16 protein-coding genes are annotated in these 17,074 nt (G+C 44.2%); 10 read left to right on the top strand and 6 right to left on the bottom strand.

The features are described from left to right. Positions 1 to 98: 98 nt before the first annotated feature. From lpdA to E5354_RS01055, 6 genes are read right to left on the bottom strand one after another with little or no spacing between them, the layout of a single operon-like run. Positions 99 to 1,409, bottom strand: coding sequence for a dihydrolipoyl dehydrogenase (lpdA, locus tag E5354_RS01080; RefSeq protein ID WP_135946115.1), 1,311 nt, complete (start codon positions 1,407 to 1,409; stop codon positions 99 to 101). Then, a complete protein-coding gene (gcvPB, locus tag E5354_RS01075) occupies positions 1,406 to 2,872 on the bottom strand; it encodes an aminomethyl-transferring glycine dehydrogenase subunit GcvPB (protein ID WP_135946114.1) in 1,467 nt (488 codons plus the stop codon). The genes lpdA and gcvPB overlap by 4 nt, the downstream gene beginning before the upstream one ends. Positions 2,873 to 2,887: 15 nt before the next feature. Beyond that, complete coding sequence (gene gcvPA / locus E5354_RS01070) at positions 2,888 to 4,213, bottom strand: aminomethyl-transferring glycine dehydrogenase subunit GcvPA (RefSeq protein ID WP_135946113.1); 1,326 nt, start codon at positions 4,211 to 4,213, stop codon at positions 2,888 to 2,890. A gap of 14 nt (positions 4,214 to 4,227) precedes the next feature. Beyond that, complete coding sequence (gene gcvH, locus E5354_RS01065) at positions 4,228 to 4,593, bottom strand: glycine cleavage system protein GcvH (protein ID WP_135946112.1); 366 nt, start codon at positions 4,591 to 4,593, stop codon at positions 4,228 to 4,230. Positions 4,594 to 4,605: 12 nt separating this feature from the next. Next, positions 4,606 to 5,703, bottom strand: coding sequence for a glycine cleavage system aminomethyltransferase GcvT (gene gcvT, locus E5354_RS01060; protein ID WP_135946111.1), 1,098 nt, complete (start codon positions 5,701 to 5,703; stop codon positions 4,606 to 4,608). A gap of 1 nt (position 5,704) precedes the next feature. Beyond that, positions 5,705 to 6,676: a lipoate--protein ligase gene (locus tag E5354_RS01055; RefSeq protein ID WP_135946110.1), complete on the bottom strand. Its 972-nt coding sequence runs from the start codon at positions 6,674 to 6,676 to the stop codon at positions 5,705 to 5,707. Between the two features lie 423 nt (positions 6,677 to 7,099). Between E5354_RS01055 and E5354_RS01050 the strand changes: the two genes are divergently transcribed. The 10 genes from E5354_RS01050 (at position 7,100) to E5354_RS01005 (ending at position 17,074) form a co-directional block, all read left to right on the top strand. Then, on the top strand, positions 7,100 to 7,717 hold the full coding sequence (locus E5354_RS01050) for a UpxY family transcription antiterminator (protein WP_135946109.1): 618 nt from the start codon (positions 7,100 to 7,102) through the stop codon (positions 7,715 to 7,717). Further along, positions 7,710 to 8,540 carry a hypothetical protein gene (locus tag E5354_RS01045; RefSeq protein WP_135946108.1) on the top strand — a complete coding sequence of 277 codons (831 nt, stop codon included), beginning with the start codon at positions 7,710 to 7,712 and terminating at the stop codon, positions 8,538 to 8,540. The genes E5354_RS01050 and E5354_RS01045 overlap by 8 nt, the downstream gene beginning before the upstream one ends. Before the next feature lie 65 nt (positions 8,541 to 8,605). Next, complete coding sequence (locus E5354_RS01040; protein ID WP_135946107.1) at positions 8,606 to 10,042, top strand: lipopolysaccharide biosynthesis protein; 1,437 nt, start codon at positions 8,606 to 8,608, stop codon at positions 10,040 to 10,042. A 27-nt stretch (positions 10,043 to 10,069) separates the two neighbouring features. Next, the gene (locus E5354_RS01035) at positions 10,070 to 11,182 is read left to right on the top strand and encodes a DegT/DnrJ/EryC1/StrS family aminotransferase (RefSeq protein WP_135946106.1); all 1,113 of its coding nucleotides are present in this window, start codon (positions 10,070 to 10,072) and stop codon (positions 11,180 to 11,182) included. Continuing rightward, positions 11,179 to 12,393 carry an ATP-grasp domain-containing protein gene (locus tag E5354_RS01030; RefSeq protein ID WP_123395863.1) on the top strand — a complete coding sequence of 405 codons (1,215 nt, stop codon included), beginning with the start codon at positions 11,179 to 11,181 and terminating at the stop codon, positions 12,391 to 12,393. The genes E5354_RS01035 and E5354_RS01030 overlap by 4 nt, the downstream gene beginning before the upstream one ends. Further along, positions 12,393 to 13,403 (top strand): NAD-dependent epimerase/dehydratase family protein, encoded by a 1,011-nt coding sequence (locus tag E5354_RS01025; RefSeq protein ID WP_123395864.1) that lies wholly within the window; start codon positions 12,393 to 12,395, stop codon positions 13,401 to 13,403. Before E5354_RS01030 ends, E5354_RS01025 begins: the two co-directional genes overlap by 1 nt. A 6-nt stretch (positions 13,404 to 13,409) precedes the next feature. Beyond that, on the top strand, positions 13,410 to 14,375 hold the full coding sequence (locus E5354_RS01020; RefSeq protein ID WP_123395865.1) for a glycosyltransferase family 2 protein: 966 nt from the start codon (positions 13,410 to 13,412) through the stop codon (positions 14,373 to 14,375). A 12-nt stretch (positions 14,376 to 14,387) separates the two neighbouring features. Next, complete coding sequence (locus E5354_RS01015) at positions 14,388 to 15,062, top strand: acyltransferase (protein ID WP_123395866.1); 675 nt, start codon at positions 14,388 to 14,390, stop codon at positions 15,060 to 15,062. A 23-nt stretch (positions 15,063 to 15,085) separates the two neighbouring features. Further along, positions 15,086 to 16,186, top strand: coding sequence for an EpsG family protein (locus tag E5354_RS01010; protein ID WP_123395867.1), 1,101 nt, complete (start codon positions 15,086 to 15,088; stop codon positions 16,184 to 16,186). 3 nt (positions 16,187 to 16,189) lie between these two features. Beyond that, complete coding sequence (locus tag E5354_RS01005; protein WP_135946105.1) at positions 16,190 to 17,074, top strand: glycosyltransferase family 2 protein; 885 nt, start codon at positions 16,190 to 16,192, stop codon at positions 17,072 to 17,074.

The raw sequence follows: 17,074 nt of genomic DNA, 5'->3' as shown, positions 1-17,074 counted from the left end.
ATAAAAAATGGACAGGAACGGAATCATCCGTAATCCTGTCCATTCTATTTTAGAGCCGGTTCTTAATTATATCTGCGCCTATATGATTATATCTGCGCCTATATGGTCGATGCTGCAGCTCGCACCACCTCTCCAAGAGTGGGATGTGCGTGTATTGTATTGGCTACAGCATCTACTGTCAGTTGCGAGCTTATGGCCAAAGCAATCTCTTGCACGATGTCGGCGGCATGAGGGCCGCATATATGACATCCTAAAATCTTACGCGACTCCTTGTCGACAATAAGCTTGACAAGCCCGTCGACTTCACCCATGGCAAGCGCCTTGCCATTGGCTCGGAACATAGCCTTGCTTGCAATGTAATCAATGCCCTGTTCCCGACACTGCTCTTCGGTAAGTCCTACCATTGAACATTCGGGAACGGTGAATACAGCCGCAGGCACCACCGTCACATCGACCTCCGAACCGAGAATGCGTTCGCCTTGTGCAGTTGCTGCATGAGCAAGCATGCACTCTCCGTTGACATCGCCTATGGCATATATGCCCGGAATCGATGTTTCATAACGCTCGTTGACCTCTATGCCGCGGCGTCCGGTCTTGACACCAAGTTCAACTACCCCTTCAGGTATTATCGGTCGGCGGCCTACGGCCATCAACACGGCATCGACATTGAGCGTCACCGTCTTTCCTTTGCTTTCGTAATCGACTTCCATGCCTTCGCGTATCGCGGTCACTGATGCCGAAACGACAACCTTTATTCCACGCCGTGACAGTGCCGTGCGCAGGCGTTTGGCAATCTCCTTGTCAAAATTAGGCAGGATTTCACTGCAATACTCAACTATCGTGACCTTAACGCCAAACGAGGAGAGTATCGAGGCAAGTTCCACGCCGATAACACCGCCGCCAATCACACAGATGCTCTCAGGCAGCTGCTCAAGCGACAATACATCATCGCTTGTCATCGCCAGTTCGGCTCCGGGTATCGGAAGCATCGCGGGCTTGGAGCCTGTTGCTATGACGATGCGCGGCGCAGTGTAACTCTCGCCGTTCACTTCGACTACATTTTCGCCCGTAAACTTGGCCTCGCCTTTTACCACTGTAGCGCCATTGAGCAGCATACTCACGCCTTGTCGCAGTTGCTCTACAATTTCGTCCTTGCGGTTGACTGCCTTGGAATAAGAGAGCGAAAACTCATTGACTTCCACTCCAAACGACGACGCATTACGCACCAGGTCGGCGACCTCGGCCGAGCGACACAGGGCCTTGGTGGGTATGCAGCCTCTATTAAGGCAGGTTCCGCCAAGTTGGTCACGCTCGATTATTACAGTCGACAGATTATGCTTGACGGCATTTGCAGCAAGTTCATAACCACCGGGGCCGCTGCCTATTATGATTATGTCGCAGCTGTTCATGAATTGATGAGTTGAGTGTAGGTTACAACCGGATGCAATGCAGCCTGGGTGTCATCGGGATGCGTTATCGGAGTATTGTGAGGCGCACCCTTGACTACCTCGGGAGTTTCAGCCGCTTCACGGGCAATGTCACGCATCACGGCTATGAAATCGTCAAGTGTTTCCTTGCTCTCGGTTTCAGTAGGCTCTATCATTAGCGATTCATGGAAAAGAAGCGGGAAATATATCGTGGGAGCATGATAGCCGTGATCGAGCAGACGCTTTGCCACGTTGAGCGTAGTCACGCCGGTTGATTTATCGGCAAGTCCGTCGAAAACGAATTCATGCTTGCACACTCCGTCGATAGGCAACAGATAGAGGTCGCGCAACGACTCCTTGATATAATTGGCATTCAATGTTGCCAGTCGGCCTACCATTGCAGCGCCTTGATGTCCGAGCGAAAGTATGTAACTCAACGCACGAGCCGACACTGCAAAGTTGCCGAGAGTGCCGGTAACCTGACCTAACGCCGTGTCGGTGTGTTCCACGGCAAAAGTACCGTCATCACGCTTCACGACGCGTGGATTTGGCAGAAACTGCTCAAGTCCGGCACGCACGCCTACGGGTCCGGCACCGGGACCGCCTCCGCCATGAGGTGTGGAAAATGTTTTGTGCAGATTAATGTGCATCACATCAAATCCCATATCTCCGGGACGGGCCACTCCCACAAGAGGATTAAGATTGGCTCCGTCATAATAGAGCAATGCTCCTGCATCATGTACAAGACGGGCAATCTCGGGGATGTTACGTTCAAAGATTCCAAGTGTGTTGGGATTGGTCATCATGACGGCGGCCACAGTTTCGTCAAGCAACGGCCTGAGGTCATCGACATCCACCGTTCCGTCGGGACGGCTTTTGACCTCAACAACCTTAAGTCCTGCCACAGCAGCACTTGCAGGGTTGGTTCCATGAGCCGAGTCAGGCACTATTACCTTTACGCGCTTTGCATCACCGCGGCTCTCATGATAGGCTCGGATCACCATCAATCCTGTAAGCTCGCCGTGAGCTCCGGCATAGGGATTAAGCGTGAACTCCTTCATGCCGCCTATCTCTGACAACAGGCTTTGCAGCGTATAATATAATTTCAACGCACCCTGCACTGTGTAATCGGGCTGGAGAGGATGAAGTCGTGCCATGCGCCTGTCGGCGGCAATCTCCTCATTTATTTTAGGATTATACTTCATTGTGCAGGAGCCGAGCGGATAGAAACCTGTGTCGACACCGAAATTGTTTGTGCTCATGTTATTGTAGTGACGCACAACTGTGGGTTCATCGACCTCGGGCAGCTCGAGAGCCTTGTCACGCATCAATGCAGCAGGAATCCTGTCAATCGAAGGCATGCATCCGTTATCGGGCATTTTATATCCTTTTCTGCCGTGACGCGATAACTCAAATATCAGTTTACCGTAATATTCTCGATTCATTGTTGAACTCCTTTCTTACATTTGTTTTACAATATCGACCAATCGGGTCAAGTCATCGCGCGACTGCATTTCGGTCACGGCAATCATCAATTCACGATCGCCCAACTTCACGCCGCCGAGCACTCCGCACTCCACTCCCTTGGCAAGGAAATCATCGACATCAAAGTCAGTGGTAAGGACAAACTCGTTCAGGAATGGATGCTCAGGATATTTCAAATTGACTTTACCTGTCTTCACAAGCTCATCGGCAAGCTGATGCGCTCCGGCACAGCCTATTTGATTGACCTCATCAAGTCCCGATGCGCCCATCAACGACATGTACACCGTTACATAGAGCGCCATCAAGCCTTGATTGGAACAGATGTTGCTTGTAGCCTTCTCTCGGCGTATGTGTTGTTCACGAGCCTGAAGCGTCAGCACAAATACCCTGCGCCCGGCATCGTCGGTAGTAGCGCCTACGATACGGCCCGGCATCTTCCTTATCAAATCCTTGGTTGCACAAAGATATCCGAGATACGGACCGCCATAGTTCAACGGCATACCCAGCGACTGTGCGTCACCTGCCGCAATGTCGGCGCCCCACTCTCCCGGCGATTTTATCACCCCGAGAGCCGAAGCTACGCAATTCATTATGAACAATGACTTTTTGGAGTGACATGTATCGGCCCACCCCGTGTAATCTTCGAGTATTCCATAATAGTTGGGCGATGCCACAACCACTCCGGCTACATCGCCGGCAGCCATCTTTGATTCAAAATCGTCACGTGAGGTAACACCGTCATGCTCCTCGATCGTGTCGAGCACTATGCCGTGATAGTGGGCGTAGGTAGCCATGACATCACGCACGGCCGGATTTACGGTTGCCGACACCAGCACGCGATTGCGCTTGCGTGCCGACGCCACCGACATTATCATGGCCTCGGCGGTAGCTGTGGCTCCGTCATACATCGAAGCATTCGACACCTCAAGGCCGGTGAGCTGCGACATCATGCTCTGATACTCAAATATGTATTGAAGCGTGCCTTGTGATATCTCAGGCTGATAAGGCGTATAGGCCGTAAGGAATTCTGACCGCGATATTATAGCCGGTATAACGGCCGGGGCATAGTGGTCGTAGTATCCACCTCCTGCAAAGCAGGTCAGGTTAACGTTTTGATCAAATAGCGAATCAAAGAAATCACGCACTTCCTTCTCGCTCATCTCATCGGGAAGATTCAGATGACGGCCAAGAAGCAATTCCCGAGGAACATCGGAGTATAAATCGTCAATGCTCGCCACATTGCATTTGGCGAGCATTGCGTCTATATCCTCCCCGGTATGGGGGAAATAGCGGTGTATCATGGTTAATGAGTTAATTAGTGGCACAATGCCTTATAGTCCTCTTCGTCAAGAAGTGAGTCAAGTTCCGACGGGTCGGAAAGCTCAACCTTTATAATCCAGGTGTCCATGGCTTCCTTGTTGATAAGTCCGGGCTCGTCAACAAGCGCAAAGTTTACCTCTATTACTTTACCGCTAACCGGCGAAATAAGGTCGCTCGCAGCCTTAACGCTCTCGATTGCTCCGAAATCCTCTCCGGCGGTCACCTCATCGTCCTCTTCAGGAAGATCGACATACACCACATTGCCAAGCTGATGCTGTGCATAATCGGTGATGCCGATCACGCCTATGTTACCGTCTACTTTAATATACTCGTGGGAAGGTGAATAATAAATCTTGCTCATAATACTTAATGTTTAGTTTTTATAATTTTTCTTGTAATATTTCTTTTTTACAACCGTAGCAGGGAATGTTTTGCGGCGTATGCGCACCTTCAACGGAGTTCCCAATGCCGAGTAACGTACATCGACCATGGCATTGGCCACACTCTTGTCGGTCGATATGGAGTGATAACCCGTAGTGACGTGACCCACAACCTCATCGGCATCGTTCAGCACCTCGTAGCCATGACGGGGTATGGCTCTGTCAGCGAGCTCAAGACCTACAAGCTTACGGTCGACACCTTTTGCCTTCAATGCCACCGTGGCATCGCGCCCTATAAAATCGGGCTTCTCCATACGCACAAACATGCTCAATCCGGCCTCAAGCGGTGAAATGTCGTCGGCAAGTTCGTTGCCATAGAGCGGCAATCCCACTTCAAAGCGCAGTGTGTCACGACAACCGAGGCCGCACGGTTCAACCTGTCCCGAAGCGACCAACCGATCCCACAGGTCAATTATAACCTGATGTGAGGCATATATCTCAAAACCGTCCTCACCGGTGTAGCCCGTACGGCTCACTATCGACGGCTGCCCGTCGATCATCGGCTCAAAGAAAGTATAGAATGACAATTGGCTGCAGTCGATTCCTAAAACTTCGTTCATTATGCGCTCGGCGTCAGGCCCCTGTACGGCAAGTTCGCCAAGATTCTCGCTTACATTTTCGACCGTTACATCAAATCCTGAAGCATTGCTCTTGATCCACTCTACATCCTTGTCGATGTTGGATGCATTGATGACGAAGAAGAACTTGTCGGCAGCACGCTTGTAAACAAGCAGATCGTCAACCACGCCTCCCGAAGGATTCAGCATCATTCCATAGAAGCACTTTCCTACCGGCGCATCGGTGACATCGTTGCTGAACACGTAATTCACATAGGCCTCGGCCGCCGGGCCCTCAATGGTCACCTCACCCATGTGGGATACATCAAACACGCCACATGCATTGCGCACAGCCTCATGCTCCTCTACAATGCCTCTATATTGTATCGGCATCTCAAATCCGCCAAACGGACTCATTTGCGCTCCAAGAGCGACATGCTTGTCATACAGACAAGTTTTCTTGTTATCCGGCATATTATTCTATCAATATGTTTAGTAATTGTGATTTATCAAGTCCCGAAATAATTGAGCCGACATCTATGTCGCCAATCGCATCGGCCAATGCCTCCCGCGTGTAAAAAGCGCCCTTCAGGCGGTCAAGAAGCTTGGCATCGATGTCGCTCAGCAGGAAATAATCGCCTGCAATGTTGATTTTATGCACGCGCCGACCTTTGAGTTCAATGTCGACCTGAAACTCTCCCACCCCCTCGATGCGACAATGACGCGACACTCCGCAAAGCGGATTCTTTCCCAAAATCCATTCATCGGAATAGTAAGGTTGCGACATCTCTTCTATGGACGAAATGTCGTCGGCTGTCAGCACAAGCTCACCGTCGCTCATATACCGCCGGGCATAATCCTTAAACTCCTCGATGTCCATGTCGATATGCCGGCTCAATGTCGTTATGTGACTACGCACCGAGTCGACGCCCTTTGACTCAAGCTTGGCTTCGGATGGAGAGATGGCCTGGGTGATATGTGCCAGATCGGTGTCATACAACATCGTTCCGTGAACTATGCTTCGGCCCGGAATGTGATAGAAAGCGTTTCCCGACACCTTGCGCCCGTCGATGAGCACATCATTGCGACCGGTGCTTTCAGCATTCAACCCCAGTGAACGCAACATTGCGGCCACCCGCTCGGTATAGGATGAAAAGGTTGTGACAACATCGTCGGAACTGACGATATAGGAAAACATGATGTTGCTCATGTCGGCAAACACGCATCCTCCTCCACTCTTGCGGCGATATACCGCAATGCCGTTGTTGCGACAATAGTCAATGTTGACCTCTCTTTCAATCAATTGGTTACGACCGAATATCACCGTGGGGTCAACCTGCCACATAAAGAAAAATTCCTCATCGAAACGACGAGCGACATACTCCTCCATTGCCAAATAGAACGGGAGGCGTCGAACCGTTGAATCCGATAAGGATACATACTTCATAAATAAACGTGTTTAACGTGGATAGAAGATTTTTGTCAGTTCCCAAAGTTATGAAATGTTTTTGGATTTGCAAACAAACTCACCCCTTCTTATCTAAAAATTTATACCTAAATAAAAACCGATCATCCCATCAATACCTCCGCCAAAACAAAACAATCCACTATTATATAAAACATCATTTATAAGCATACAAATCTCTTGGCAAGAGATACTTATTCGCCGACAAAATTAATCTTTTTCATGGAGATATACAAGTCAATCAATTAATTTAATCAGTAAAGCGTTTGCCCCAAAGTATTCCCAATCCGTTGATTGTTTTCAAAGTGCAATAATCATTGGAATATAATATAACTGTATTCCAACATGTTTCAAATATGCGCAATCTCTTGCCAAGAGATGCTTGTCAAAATTGGATTCAAAGTGATGAGTATCCAAGTAAATAACAATCGCTTCTCGACAGTGCCTGATGGCGTTGACGACGCCGTAGGCGTGGAAAAAGCCAACTGGTATGTTGCAATCGTCAACAACCGTTCTGAAAAAATCACGGCCGAAAAGCTATCCAACGAAGGATACGAAGCCTATGTCGCATCACAAGAAGAATATCGACTTTGGCGCAACGGCAAAAAGAAGAAAATAGACCGTATCGTCATACCGTCTATGGTATTTTTACATTGTACCGAAAACGAACGCAGAAGCGTAGTAACGCTCCCCTACATATATCGATTTCTCACCAACAAAGCCGGAAATCCCAATAAATTCGGTCGACCTGTAGCAATCATCCCGGACAAACAGATGTATCAACTCAAATTCATGTTGGGCAATTCAAACAGCCCGGTTGAATTTGTAGACAGGATGTATGCCAAAGGTGACAAAGTAAGAGTTATAAGAGGTGGACTTTGCGGCCTTGAAGGAGAAGTGATCACATCGCAAGACGGGAAAAGTGAACTATGGATCAGACTTGACATTCTTGGATGCGCCAAAGTATCAATCGATCCTATCGACATCGAGCCGATTAGCAATAACTCAACATCGCATGATTGATTCATACATGATTCAGCTGCTCGATTATTCGGCCATTGACTTTACCAATGGCTACGAAATATCGGCATATAACCATTTGCTGATATCGCTCATGCAGCACTCGGAGCTTCTCGATTACAGAGCGGCTTCAACTGCAACATCACGACAATTATTGCAGAAATCCAAAGAATGGATCAAAACGATAGAGAACAACATCACTGCCACACCCGTCCATGAACTCATTGTTGCGCTAAGCGGATTTGACTTGATTCACCGCATAACGTTCAGGACTCCGGCATCATCAGCCTTTATAGGAGGATGTTACCTGAAATCATTCAATGAGCGCATACGAGGCAACAGGCTCATCAGCGATACAGATCTTTATAGCGCTATTTCCGACAGAATACAGTTTCGTGACAAAGCGTTCTTTGACAAACCTCTCCAATGGCAATGCCTGACATCAAGCGAATGGTATAATGAATGTAAGTCCACCGGCAAATTCTGCAATTCATCGCTTGAACAGTCGCTACACAAAGCACGCATTCTTCTCGATAAGGATTTATTTGCATTTACAGGACGCAATCAGGAACCGTTCAAGCGGATGCTGTACAACAATTATCTCTCTTCACTAACAGTCAACGGCATGGAAAACGCCGAAACGCTCAGAGCCAAACTTGCATTTCTAAGAAGCAATCGCCAACGATTCAACTCAATAAGACAGGCATATACAATTGAACAGAATCTACTGACAGCTCTTACACAATCGGCCGACACGCATCAGCTCGACCGCATTGCCTACAGCCTCGATGCTCAATTCAAAACCCATCTCGCCGAAGCAATGTAAATCCCCTCAGGATTTCACAACCATCGGCTTACAACACACTCTCGGCCGCATCAGGCGCCACCGCCATGCCCGAATCACTGAAACATAAAACCCTCAAAGGCACCCTGTGGAGCTCGGTTGAGCGATTCTCGGTGCAGGGGGTGGCTTTTGTCGTGATGATCGTCATGGCAAGAATCCTTACACCTGAGGATTACGGTCTTGTGGGCGACATAATCATATTCATAGCAATATCCCAGTCACTCGTCGACAGCGGATTTTCACAAGCTCTTATAAGAAAACAAGATCGCTCCGAGATTGACAATTCAACGGTATTTTACTTCAACATAATCGTAGGTGTTATACTGTACCTGATTCTGTTTTTATGCGCTCCGCTTATCGCACAATTCTATGATGAGCCTATATTAATCCCTCTTACAAGAGTAATCTCACTTAGCGTGCTCCTCAACTCGCTTGTCGTGGTGCAGAGAGCGTTGTTAACGGTGAAGATTGACTTCAAGACACAAGCCAAAGCCTCACTTACGGCTGCAATAGTATCAGGAATCGTAGGAATATACATGGCATATACCGGATGGGGAGTATGGGCCATTGCCGGACACCAGATTGTCAACCTCGCTGTCAACACCGGTCTGCTTTGGGTGTTGTCGCACTGGCACCCTGCTCTATCTTATAGCTGGAGTTCATTCCGCGAGTTGTTCGGATTCGGATCCAAATTGGCAATAAGCGGAATCATCGATACGATATACCAGAATGTCTATCTGATAGTGATTGGCAAGGTGTTTCGAACAGCCGACCTTGGTTACTACACACGAGCCCACCAGTTTGCACAGTTTCCGTCATCCAACTTCACCGGCATAATCCAGCGTGTGACATTCCCTGTGCTATGCACAATCCAGAACGATGACACTCGGCTTCGCTCGGTCTACCGACGGTTTCTGCGCTTGTCGGCATTTATCGTGTTTCCGCTCATGGTAGGCCTTGCAGCAGTGGCCCATCCAATGGTAATTGTGCTACTAAAGGAGCAGTGGGCGTTTGCAGCCACTCTTCTTTCAATAATATGCTTCTCAATGATGTGGTATCCCGTGCATGCTATAAACCTCAATTTGCTACAGGTCAAGGGTCGTTCCGACTTGTTCCTGAAGCTGGAGATTTGGAAAAAGTGCATCGGCGTGGCAATTCTCTGCATGACCGTGCCCATGGGACTAATAGCCATGTGCGTGGGTTCGATATTCTCATCATTGATATGCCTTGGCATAAACACCTACTACACTGGCAAATTAATCCAGGTGGGATTCTTCAAGCAAATGCGCGACCTGATGCCGACCCTGTTCTACTCTCTGTCGATGGGTGCTGTGGTGTATGCGACTGTCAATATAATCCCAGGAGAGCGGTTCCAGCTCATTGCCGGAATTGCAGCGGGCATAGCCTATTTCGCAATAATAACACGGCTTACCAAGTCGCAGGACCTACGAGAACTGCTTGCCTTCATTAAAGAAAGGAAATAATCAAGTATAAAATATACATAATACAACATGGACAATAATCATCAGATTACGGTCACTTCACCTTTGCTGCCCGACCTTGACGAGTTTCACCAACTACTCAAGGAGATTTGGGACAGTAAATGGATAACCAACAACGGCTCATTCCACCAACGGCTTGAAAAAGCATTGGCCGAGTATCTCAAAGTGCCTTATGTAAGCCTTTTCACAAACGGAACCCTGCCTCTGATTACGGCACTTCAGGCACTGCGAATAACCGGCGAGGTAATAACTACCCCCTACAGCTTCGTGGCTACGACCCACTCATTGTGGTGGAACGGCATAAAGCCCGTGTTTGTCGACATCGATCCGGCAACAGGCAACATAGATCCCGAAAAGATTGAAGCGGCCATAACACCCAAGACTACGGCCATAATGCCTGTGCACGTATACGGAAAACCGTGCGATACAAAGCGCATTCAGGAGATAGCTGACAAATACGGACTGAAAGTGATATATGACGCCGCCCATGCCTTTGGAGTTGAGGTGAACGGAGAGTCTATATTAAACGCCGGCGACATGTCGACACTGTCGTTCCACGCTACCAAGGTCTATAACACAATCGAGGGTGGAGCCATGGTGATGCATGATGAAAAGACTAAGAAACGCATCGACTACCTAAAGAACTTCGGATTTGCAGGAGAAACCGAAGTAGTGGCACCCGGAATAAACTCAAAGGTCGACGAAATGCGCTCGGCCTACGGTCTGCTCAACCTGCGTCAGGTCGATGATGCCATAGAAGCTCGCCACCAAGTAGCAGTGCGCTATCGTGAAGCATTACGCGATGTGGATGGAATCACATTCTTCGACGACATGCCCGGTGTAAGACACAACTACTCCTACTTCCCGATATTTGTCGATGCCGACAAATTCGGCATGACACGTGACGAACTTTACTTCAAGATGCGTGACAACGGTGTGCTCGGCCGTCGCTACTTCTATCCCCTGATAAGCGAGTTCACAACCTACCGCGGTCTTCCGTCGGCAGCCCCCGAGAACCTGCCCAACGCCCACCGCATGGCCGACACAGTAATATGCCTACCCATGCACCATGCCCTCTCCGATGCCGATGTTAACAAAATAATAGCACAAATAAAAAGATGAGCCAATCAGGACAAAAAAAAATAATGCTCCTTGGCGGACTTCGCTATCTGCTGCCGGTAATTAAAGCCGCCCACAAAAACGGATATTATGTCATTACAGTAGATTATATTCCCGACAACATAGCCCATAAATACTCCGACGAATATTACAACATCAGCATCCTTGACAAAGAAGCCGTGTTAAGTCTTACCAAAGAACTTGATATAGACGGTATAATGTCATTTGCCGTAGATCCTGGAGTTGTTACCGCCGCATACGTAGCCGAAAAGATGGGGCTACCGTTTCAAGGCTCATACGAAGCCGTGTCTATATTACAGGACAAAGCAAAATTCCGCAAGTTCTTGACGGAGCACAACTTTAATGTACCCACCGCTAAAGGATACGATAATAAAGCTGATGCCCTGGCTGATACAGCAATCTTCAACTGGCCTGTAATTGTAAAACCGGTTGACTCGGCAGGCAGCAAAGGAGTGTCAAAAGTCGACACTCCGGAAAGATTAATCGATGCCATAGATTATGCATTGTCCGAATCTCACAATGGGCACTTCATAATAGAGGATTTCCTTGAAAAAGAGGGAAATTCTTCTGATACCGATTGTTTCTCAATCAATGGTGAACTGGCATTTTGCTCATTCTCAAATCAATTCTTCGATCCTAACGCAGAAAATCCATACACACCGGCCGCCTACAGCTGGCCTTCCACAATGCCGGCCAACATTCAGGAGGAACTGAGATCGGAACTGCAAAGGCTTGTAACATTGTTGAAATTGGGAACGGGTATATATAATGTAGAAACACGGCTATGCAAAAACGGTAAGCCATACATCATGGAGTTCACGCCCCGAGGAGGTGGCAACCGACTTGCCGAAATGCTCGACATTGCCGCCAACGCCCACCTCATCGAAAATGCAGTAAAAGCAGCCGTAGGTGATTCAATTATCCCAATGTCAATGCCTGAATACGACGGCCACATTGCAGAGATAATACTTCACGCTGACAATGACGGAATATTCGATCGTCTTGAAATCGCAGATGACAAACGACCTCTTGTCATAGAAACCGACTTATGGGTCAAAAATGGAGATAAAGTAAACGGATTCACAGGAGCAAACAATGCTATCGGTACACTTGTCCTGCGATTCCCAACACGGGAAGCATTGGAACGAGCAATGATTTCAATCAACGATTGGTGTAAAATAATAATAAAATAATGACACATAAAAAGATATTAGTACTTGGTGCTACTGGTCATTTAGGAGCATATTCATCAGTTTATTTAAATGAATGTGGATACGATGTAGTGGCTATTGGTCATCGAAATTCTGATAATGGATTTTTTTTAACCAAAGGTATTGAATATATAGGAGGTTTCGATTTATCCGACAAGGAAACATTTAAAAAATTACCGACAGATATCGATGCTGTTGTACACCTTGCCGGCACAATGCCAGCTCATGCTGATGCATCGCCAATGCCATATATTAATAGCATTGTAGTTGGCATGGTAAATCTTTGTGAATGGTTGAAAATAACAAAATGTCGTCGAGTTATATTTAACACAACTCCTTCGGATGTTTGCCAATTTTTTGGCACTGATAAACCAGTTAAGGACGATGCTCAAAGATCTTTTCCTAAAGATGGTGGCGATCATGCTATTTATGCAATAGCAAAAAATGCAGCAGTTGACATTTTAGAGCACTATAATCATTTATGTGGTATATCCAGCTGTATATTTAGGCATTTGACAGTTTATGGTTATCAGCCAAATCCATATTATCATATTAATGGTGTAAAAAAAATGCTTCCATGGAGAATCATACAACATAAAGCCGAACAAAATCAACCGGTTGAAATATGGGGAGATCCTTCAAGAAAAAAAGAATTGCTATATATAAAAGATTTTACAAATGCAGTCAAATGTGCTCTTGAAACTGGAGTCGAAGGCATATTCAATTTGTCAGGCGATAGACCATATACATTAGAAGAACAAATCGATGGAATAATTGAAACTTTCAATTCACCAAAATGTAAATCGGAAAAAATCTATATACCGGATAAACCCAATACCCCACAAAATCTATTAGATTCCACTAAAGCCAAGGAAATAATGAGTTGGATTCCAAAGTATGATTGGAAATCAGCATGCATTGATATGAAAAAAGAAAAGCAAATTGAGCCATTTTCTTTATTATGGGGCAAATCCGAAGAATTCAAATATTAATAATATATGAATAATCTTCCTTTAGTTTCAATAAGCTGCATAACATACAATCATGCATCATACATTAAAGAATGTATTGATGGATTCTTAATGCAAAAAACTAATTTTAATTTTGAGGTATTAATTCATGATGATCATTCTACTGATGGGACAGAGGAAATTATTAAGGAATATGCAAAACAATATCCCGACATAATAAAACCTCTATTTGAAAAAGAGAACCAATATAGCCTAGGAAAACCAATCGGCTCAGCTGTATGGAATTTACCTCGAGCGAGAGGGGAATATATTGCAATTTGCGAAGGTGATGACTATTGGATTGATCCATATAAGCTTCAAAAACAAGTAGACTTCCTTGAATCACATCCCGATTACGGAATGTGCTATACCAAGGTCAAGAGGTTTGTCCAAAAAAGTAATCAATTCATTGATGAATGGGGAGGCCCAAATGAAAAGCTAGAAGATTTATTAGAGCGAAATACCGTTCCCACGCTAACCGCAATTATCAGGAGTGATATATACTCATCTTACTCAAAAGAATTGAAAAAGGAAAATAAAAATTGGCTCATGGGCGACTACCCAATATGGCTATATTTTTCAATTAAAAGTAAAATTCATTATCTGGATGAAATAACAGGAGTATATCGAATCTGCAATGAATCGGCAAGTCATTCAAAATCATTAATAAAAACATATACATTCAGATGTAACTTTTTTCAGATAAAAGATCAAATCATGAAAAAATTAAAAGTTACATTAAATGAGCCAGAATACAATAGGATTATGAAAGCAAAATATTTTGAATTACTTCCATTAGCTCTTATTTTAAATGATACTAAATGCATTGATAGCGCAAAAAAATTTTATTCAAAAAATCCAAAAGGATTCAGAGAATTTATGATACTGAATCTATCATATCTGACCAAAATACTTCTAAAAATTAAATACATCCTCAAAGGATATAAAATTTAATCAACCCTCAAAATGAAAGATGCACTCAAAATTATATGCAAAAGTAATATATATTTATATCGCATTTTAACAAAGCTGAAAAATATATTTATCCGATTCAAACATAGAAATGACATTAAAATAATTTCAAAATCAACTCTTATTTCGATAAAAAAAGATTGTATAGGCAATGATAATTTAATGATAATCGAACCTGAGTGCATAATCAAACCCCTAACAATACATGTTAGAGGTAACAATAATAGAATAAATATTGGAGCACATTGCTATATCGGAGATGAGTGTAGCTTATGGATTGAAGGAAATAATTGCATTATATCGATTGGAGAAAGTACAACTATGACATGCAAATGCCATATAAACGTACAGGAAGACAATCAATCAATAATTATAAATCGTGATTGTATGTTCTCAAATAATATAATTGTCAGGACTAGTGATTCACATCCAATCTATGACAACATAACTCATCAGCGCATAAACAATGCAAAAAGCATAGAAATTGGAGAACACGTTTGGGTTGCGCCAAACTCAAAGATAATGAAAGGAGCAATTATAGGAAATGGAGCAATTATAGGAAGCGATACCACCATTTCCCATAAAATACCGAATAATGCACTTGCAGTTGGAAGACCGGCAAAGATCGTCAAAACCGACCTTTCATGGACACGCGAAAAATTATTCTAAAATAAATTTATTAACACCACTGAATGGCATTATATATTCTGCTTTTACTAATAACTGTATTAGGATGTATCTATTCAGGGAACAATAAAAAAAGAGAAATTATATGTTCTGCAATAATTATCTCTATATTATTAATATTGTGCGGATTAAGAGGCATCAATTGTGGAACAGACAATATTAACTATCTAAGAATATTCACTACCCATGATTTTGAGAGCTTTGAATATGGATTCATTGCATCTTATTTTTTAATCCCAAATTTTCAGTTGTGGCTATTTCTATATGCCGCATTCACATATATGATTTTATTTTTCCAATTAAAAAAGGAAACAACTTATATGTGTTTAGGCATATTGATATACATGATTTCAACTACAAAATTTTTTCCTGAATCATTCAATATTATACGTCAGGCCTTGGCTGCATCAATAATGTTATGGGCTTTTATAAGTTGGAAAAATTCTAAAAAGCTGGAAACCTTTATAGCAATTGCAATAGCAACTTTATTTCATACAAGCTCGATAATAGCGCTTCCTTTCTTATTATTAAAGTATATAAGGTTACCATATTGGCTTTGTGTCACCGCAGTAATCATTACAGTCGGCTTGGGAATGACCCACATAATAAATGATACCTTACAGCTATTTGCTCTTGGGATTACAGAATTCAATTCATCAGATTCAACGGCTGAATTAGCAGCAAAATATGCATCATATGGCAACGACACCTCATTCCTAAATGCTAACGCTATGCTACTCAATACTGTTCCAATAACCGGAATGGCAATATTAACCTATCCCTTTTCTAAAGACGCCAAAAATGTATACGGATTTTACTATAACATATTCATATTAGCAACAATAATTGGCAACATATTCATCCCAGCGATGGTTTATGGGTTCAGACTCGTATTTTCATTACAAATAGTACAAGTATTAGTTCTTCCTCTCGCTTATCAATATTACAATAAATTAGGTCGACAATTAATCACATGTTATCTGATACTTTTAAGCATTGTTTACCTGTATTATCTACACTTACTTCCTATTGTCGGCATAAGATCGATTATCCCGTATAAATTTATTGATGATATCCAATTCGTGTTAGATTCTTTTATCAATTAATCCATGTCGGAGATTTCAATTGCATTGACAACTTACAATGGCGGTCGATATTTGCGTCAGCAGATTGAATCGTTAATGGCTCAAACCATGCCGTTTGACGAACTTATAATCTGTGACGACACATCGACCGACGAAACCCAAACGATACTCAAAGAGTATACTGATAAAGATTCTCGTGTCAAAGTCCATTATAACACGGACAATCTCGGCTTCAAAGCCAATTTCGCGAAAGCATTAAATCTATGCACAGGCAATTTTATCGCTCTATGCGATCAAGATGATTTATGGCTACCTAATCATATTGAAACACTATATAACAATATAGGCGACAGACTGCTGGCTTGCGGTGACGCAGAGTTGATAGACATACAAGGTAATCGGATTAATCAACGATTGAGTAAAATAAAAAACTTCAATAAAAAAGGCGATGACTGCAAATCAATATTCCGATTCATCGCTTACTACCAAAATCCATTCCAGGGAGCTTCTATGATGATGCGGAGAGAGTTCCTCAACATCGCCCTGCCAATACCCTCATCAGTAAAGTACCATGATGTATGGTTTGCCCATCTGGCATGCGCCATGAATGAATTCATTTACATTGACAAGCCCATTACAATGTATCGTATGCATGGGGATAATGCAAGCGGCAATCACGTTCACAAAAACCATTGGAGATCTATACTTGGGCATATTGTAAAGAAAAACCTCGGTAACAATCGCAAAGAGGTGATTGATGCAATTGAGAATAAAATCGGACGAATAGACGCATCATTTCGGCCATTGATTAAAGAAGCGACAACCTATTACAACAATAATCGAGGATACCACGATCGACTCCGAAACATGATATTTGAACTAAAAAATCACAAATCAATATATGGTTGA

It is taken from the genome of Muribaculum sp. NM65_B17, from assembly GCF_004793735.1.
Taxonomy (GTDB): domain Bacteria; phylum Bacteroidota; class Bacteroidia; order Bacteroidales; family Muribaculaceae; genus Muribaculum; species Muribaculum gordoncarteri.
The sequence above is the reverse complement of the archived record's forward strand: the minus strand, read 5'-3'. Positions and strand labels throughout refer to the sequence as shown.

Coding starts and splice junctions, on each gene's coding strand:
- lpdA (WP_135946115.1), bottom strand. CDS start 1,409: ATGAACAGCTGCGACATAATCATAATAGGCAGCGGCCCCGGTGGTTAT.
- gcvH (WP_135946112.1), bottom strand. CDS start 4,593: ATGAGCAAGATTTATTATTCACCTTCCCACGAGTATATTAAAGTAGAC.
- E5354_RS01020 (WP_123395865.1), top strand. CDS start 13,410: ATGAATAATCTTCCTTTAGTTTCAATAAGCTGCATAACATACAATCAT.
- E5354_RS01035 (WP_135946106.1), top strand. CDS start 10,070: ATGGACAATAATCATCAGATTACGGTCACTTCACCTTTGCTGCCCGAC.
- E5354_RS01015 (WP_123395866.1), top strand. CDS start 14,388: ATGAAAGATGCACTCAAAATTATATGCAAAAGTAATATATATTTATAT.
- E5354_RS01040 (WP_135946107.1), top strand. CDS start 8,606: ATGCCCGAATCACTGAAACATAAAACCCTCAAAGGCACCCTGTGGAGC.
- E5354_RS01055 (WP_135946110.1), bottom strand. CDS start 6,676: ATGAAGTATGTATCCTTATCGGATTCAACGGTTCGACGCCTCCCGTTC.
- E5354_RS01025 (WP_123395864.1), top strand. CDS start 12,393: ATGACACATAAAAAGATATTAGTACTTGGTGCTACTGGTCATTTAGGA.
- E5354_RS01005 (WP_135946105.1), top strand. CDS start 16,190: ATGTCGGAGATTTCAATTGCATTGACAACTTACAATGGCGGTCGATAT.
- E5354_RS01010 (WP_123395867.1), top strand. CDS start 15,086: ATGGCATTATATATTCTGCTTTTACTAATAACTGTATTAGGATGTATC.
- gcvT (WP_135946111.1), bottom strand. CDS start 5,703: ATGCCGGATAACAAGAAAACTTGTCTGTATGACAAGCATGTCGCTCTT.
- gcvPB (WP_135946114.1), bottom strand. CDS start 2,872: ATGAATCGAGAATATTACGGTAAACTGATATTTGAGTTATCGCGTCAC.
- E5354_RS01030 (WP_123395863.1), top strand. CDS start 11,179: ATGAGCCAATCAGGACAAAAAAAAATAATGCTCCTTGGCGGACTTCGC.
- E5354_RS01050 (WP_135946109.1), top strand. CDS start 7,100: ATGAGTATCCAAGTAAATAACAATCGCTTCTCGACAGTGCCTGATGGC.
- E5354_RS01045 (WP_135946108.1), top strand. CDS start 7,710: ATGATTGATTCATACATGATTCAGCTGCTCGATTATTCGGCCATTGAC.
- gcvPA (WP_135946113.1), bottom strand. CDS start 4,213: ATGATACACCGCTATTTCCCCCATACCGGGGAGGATATAGACGCAATG.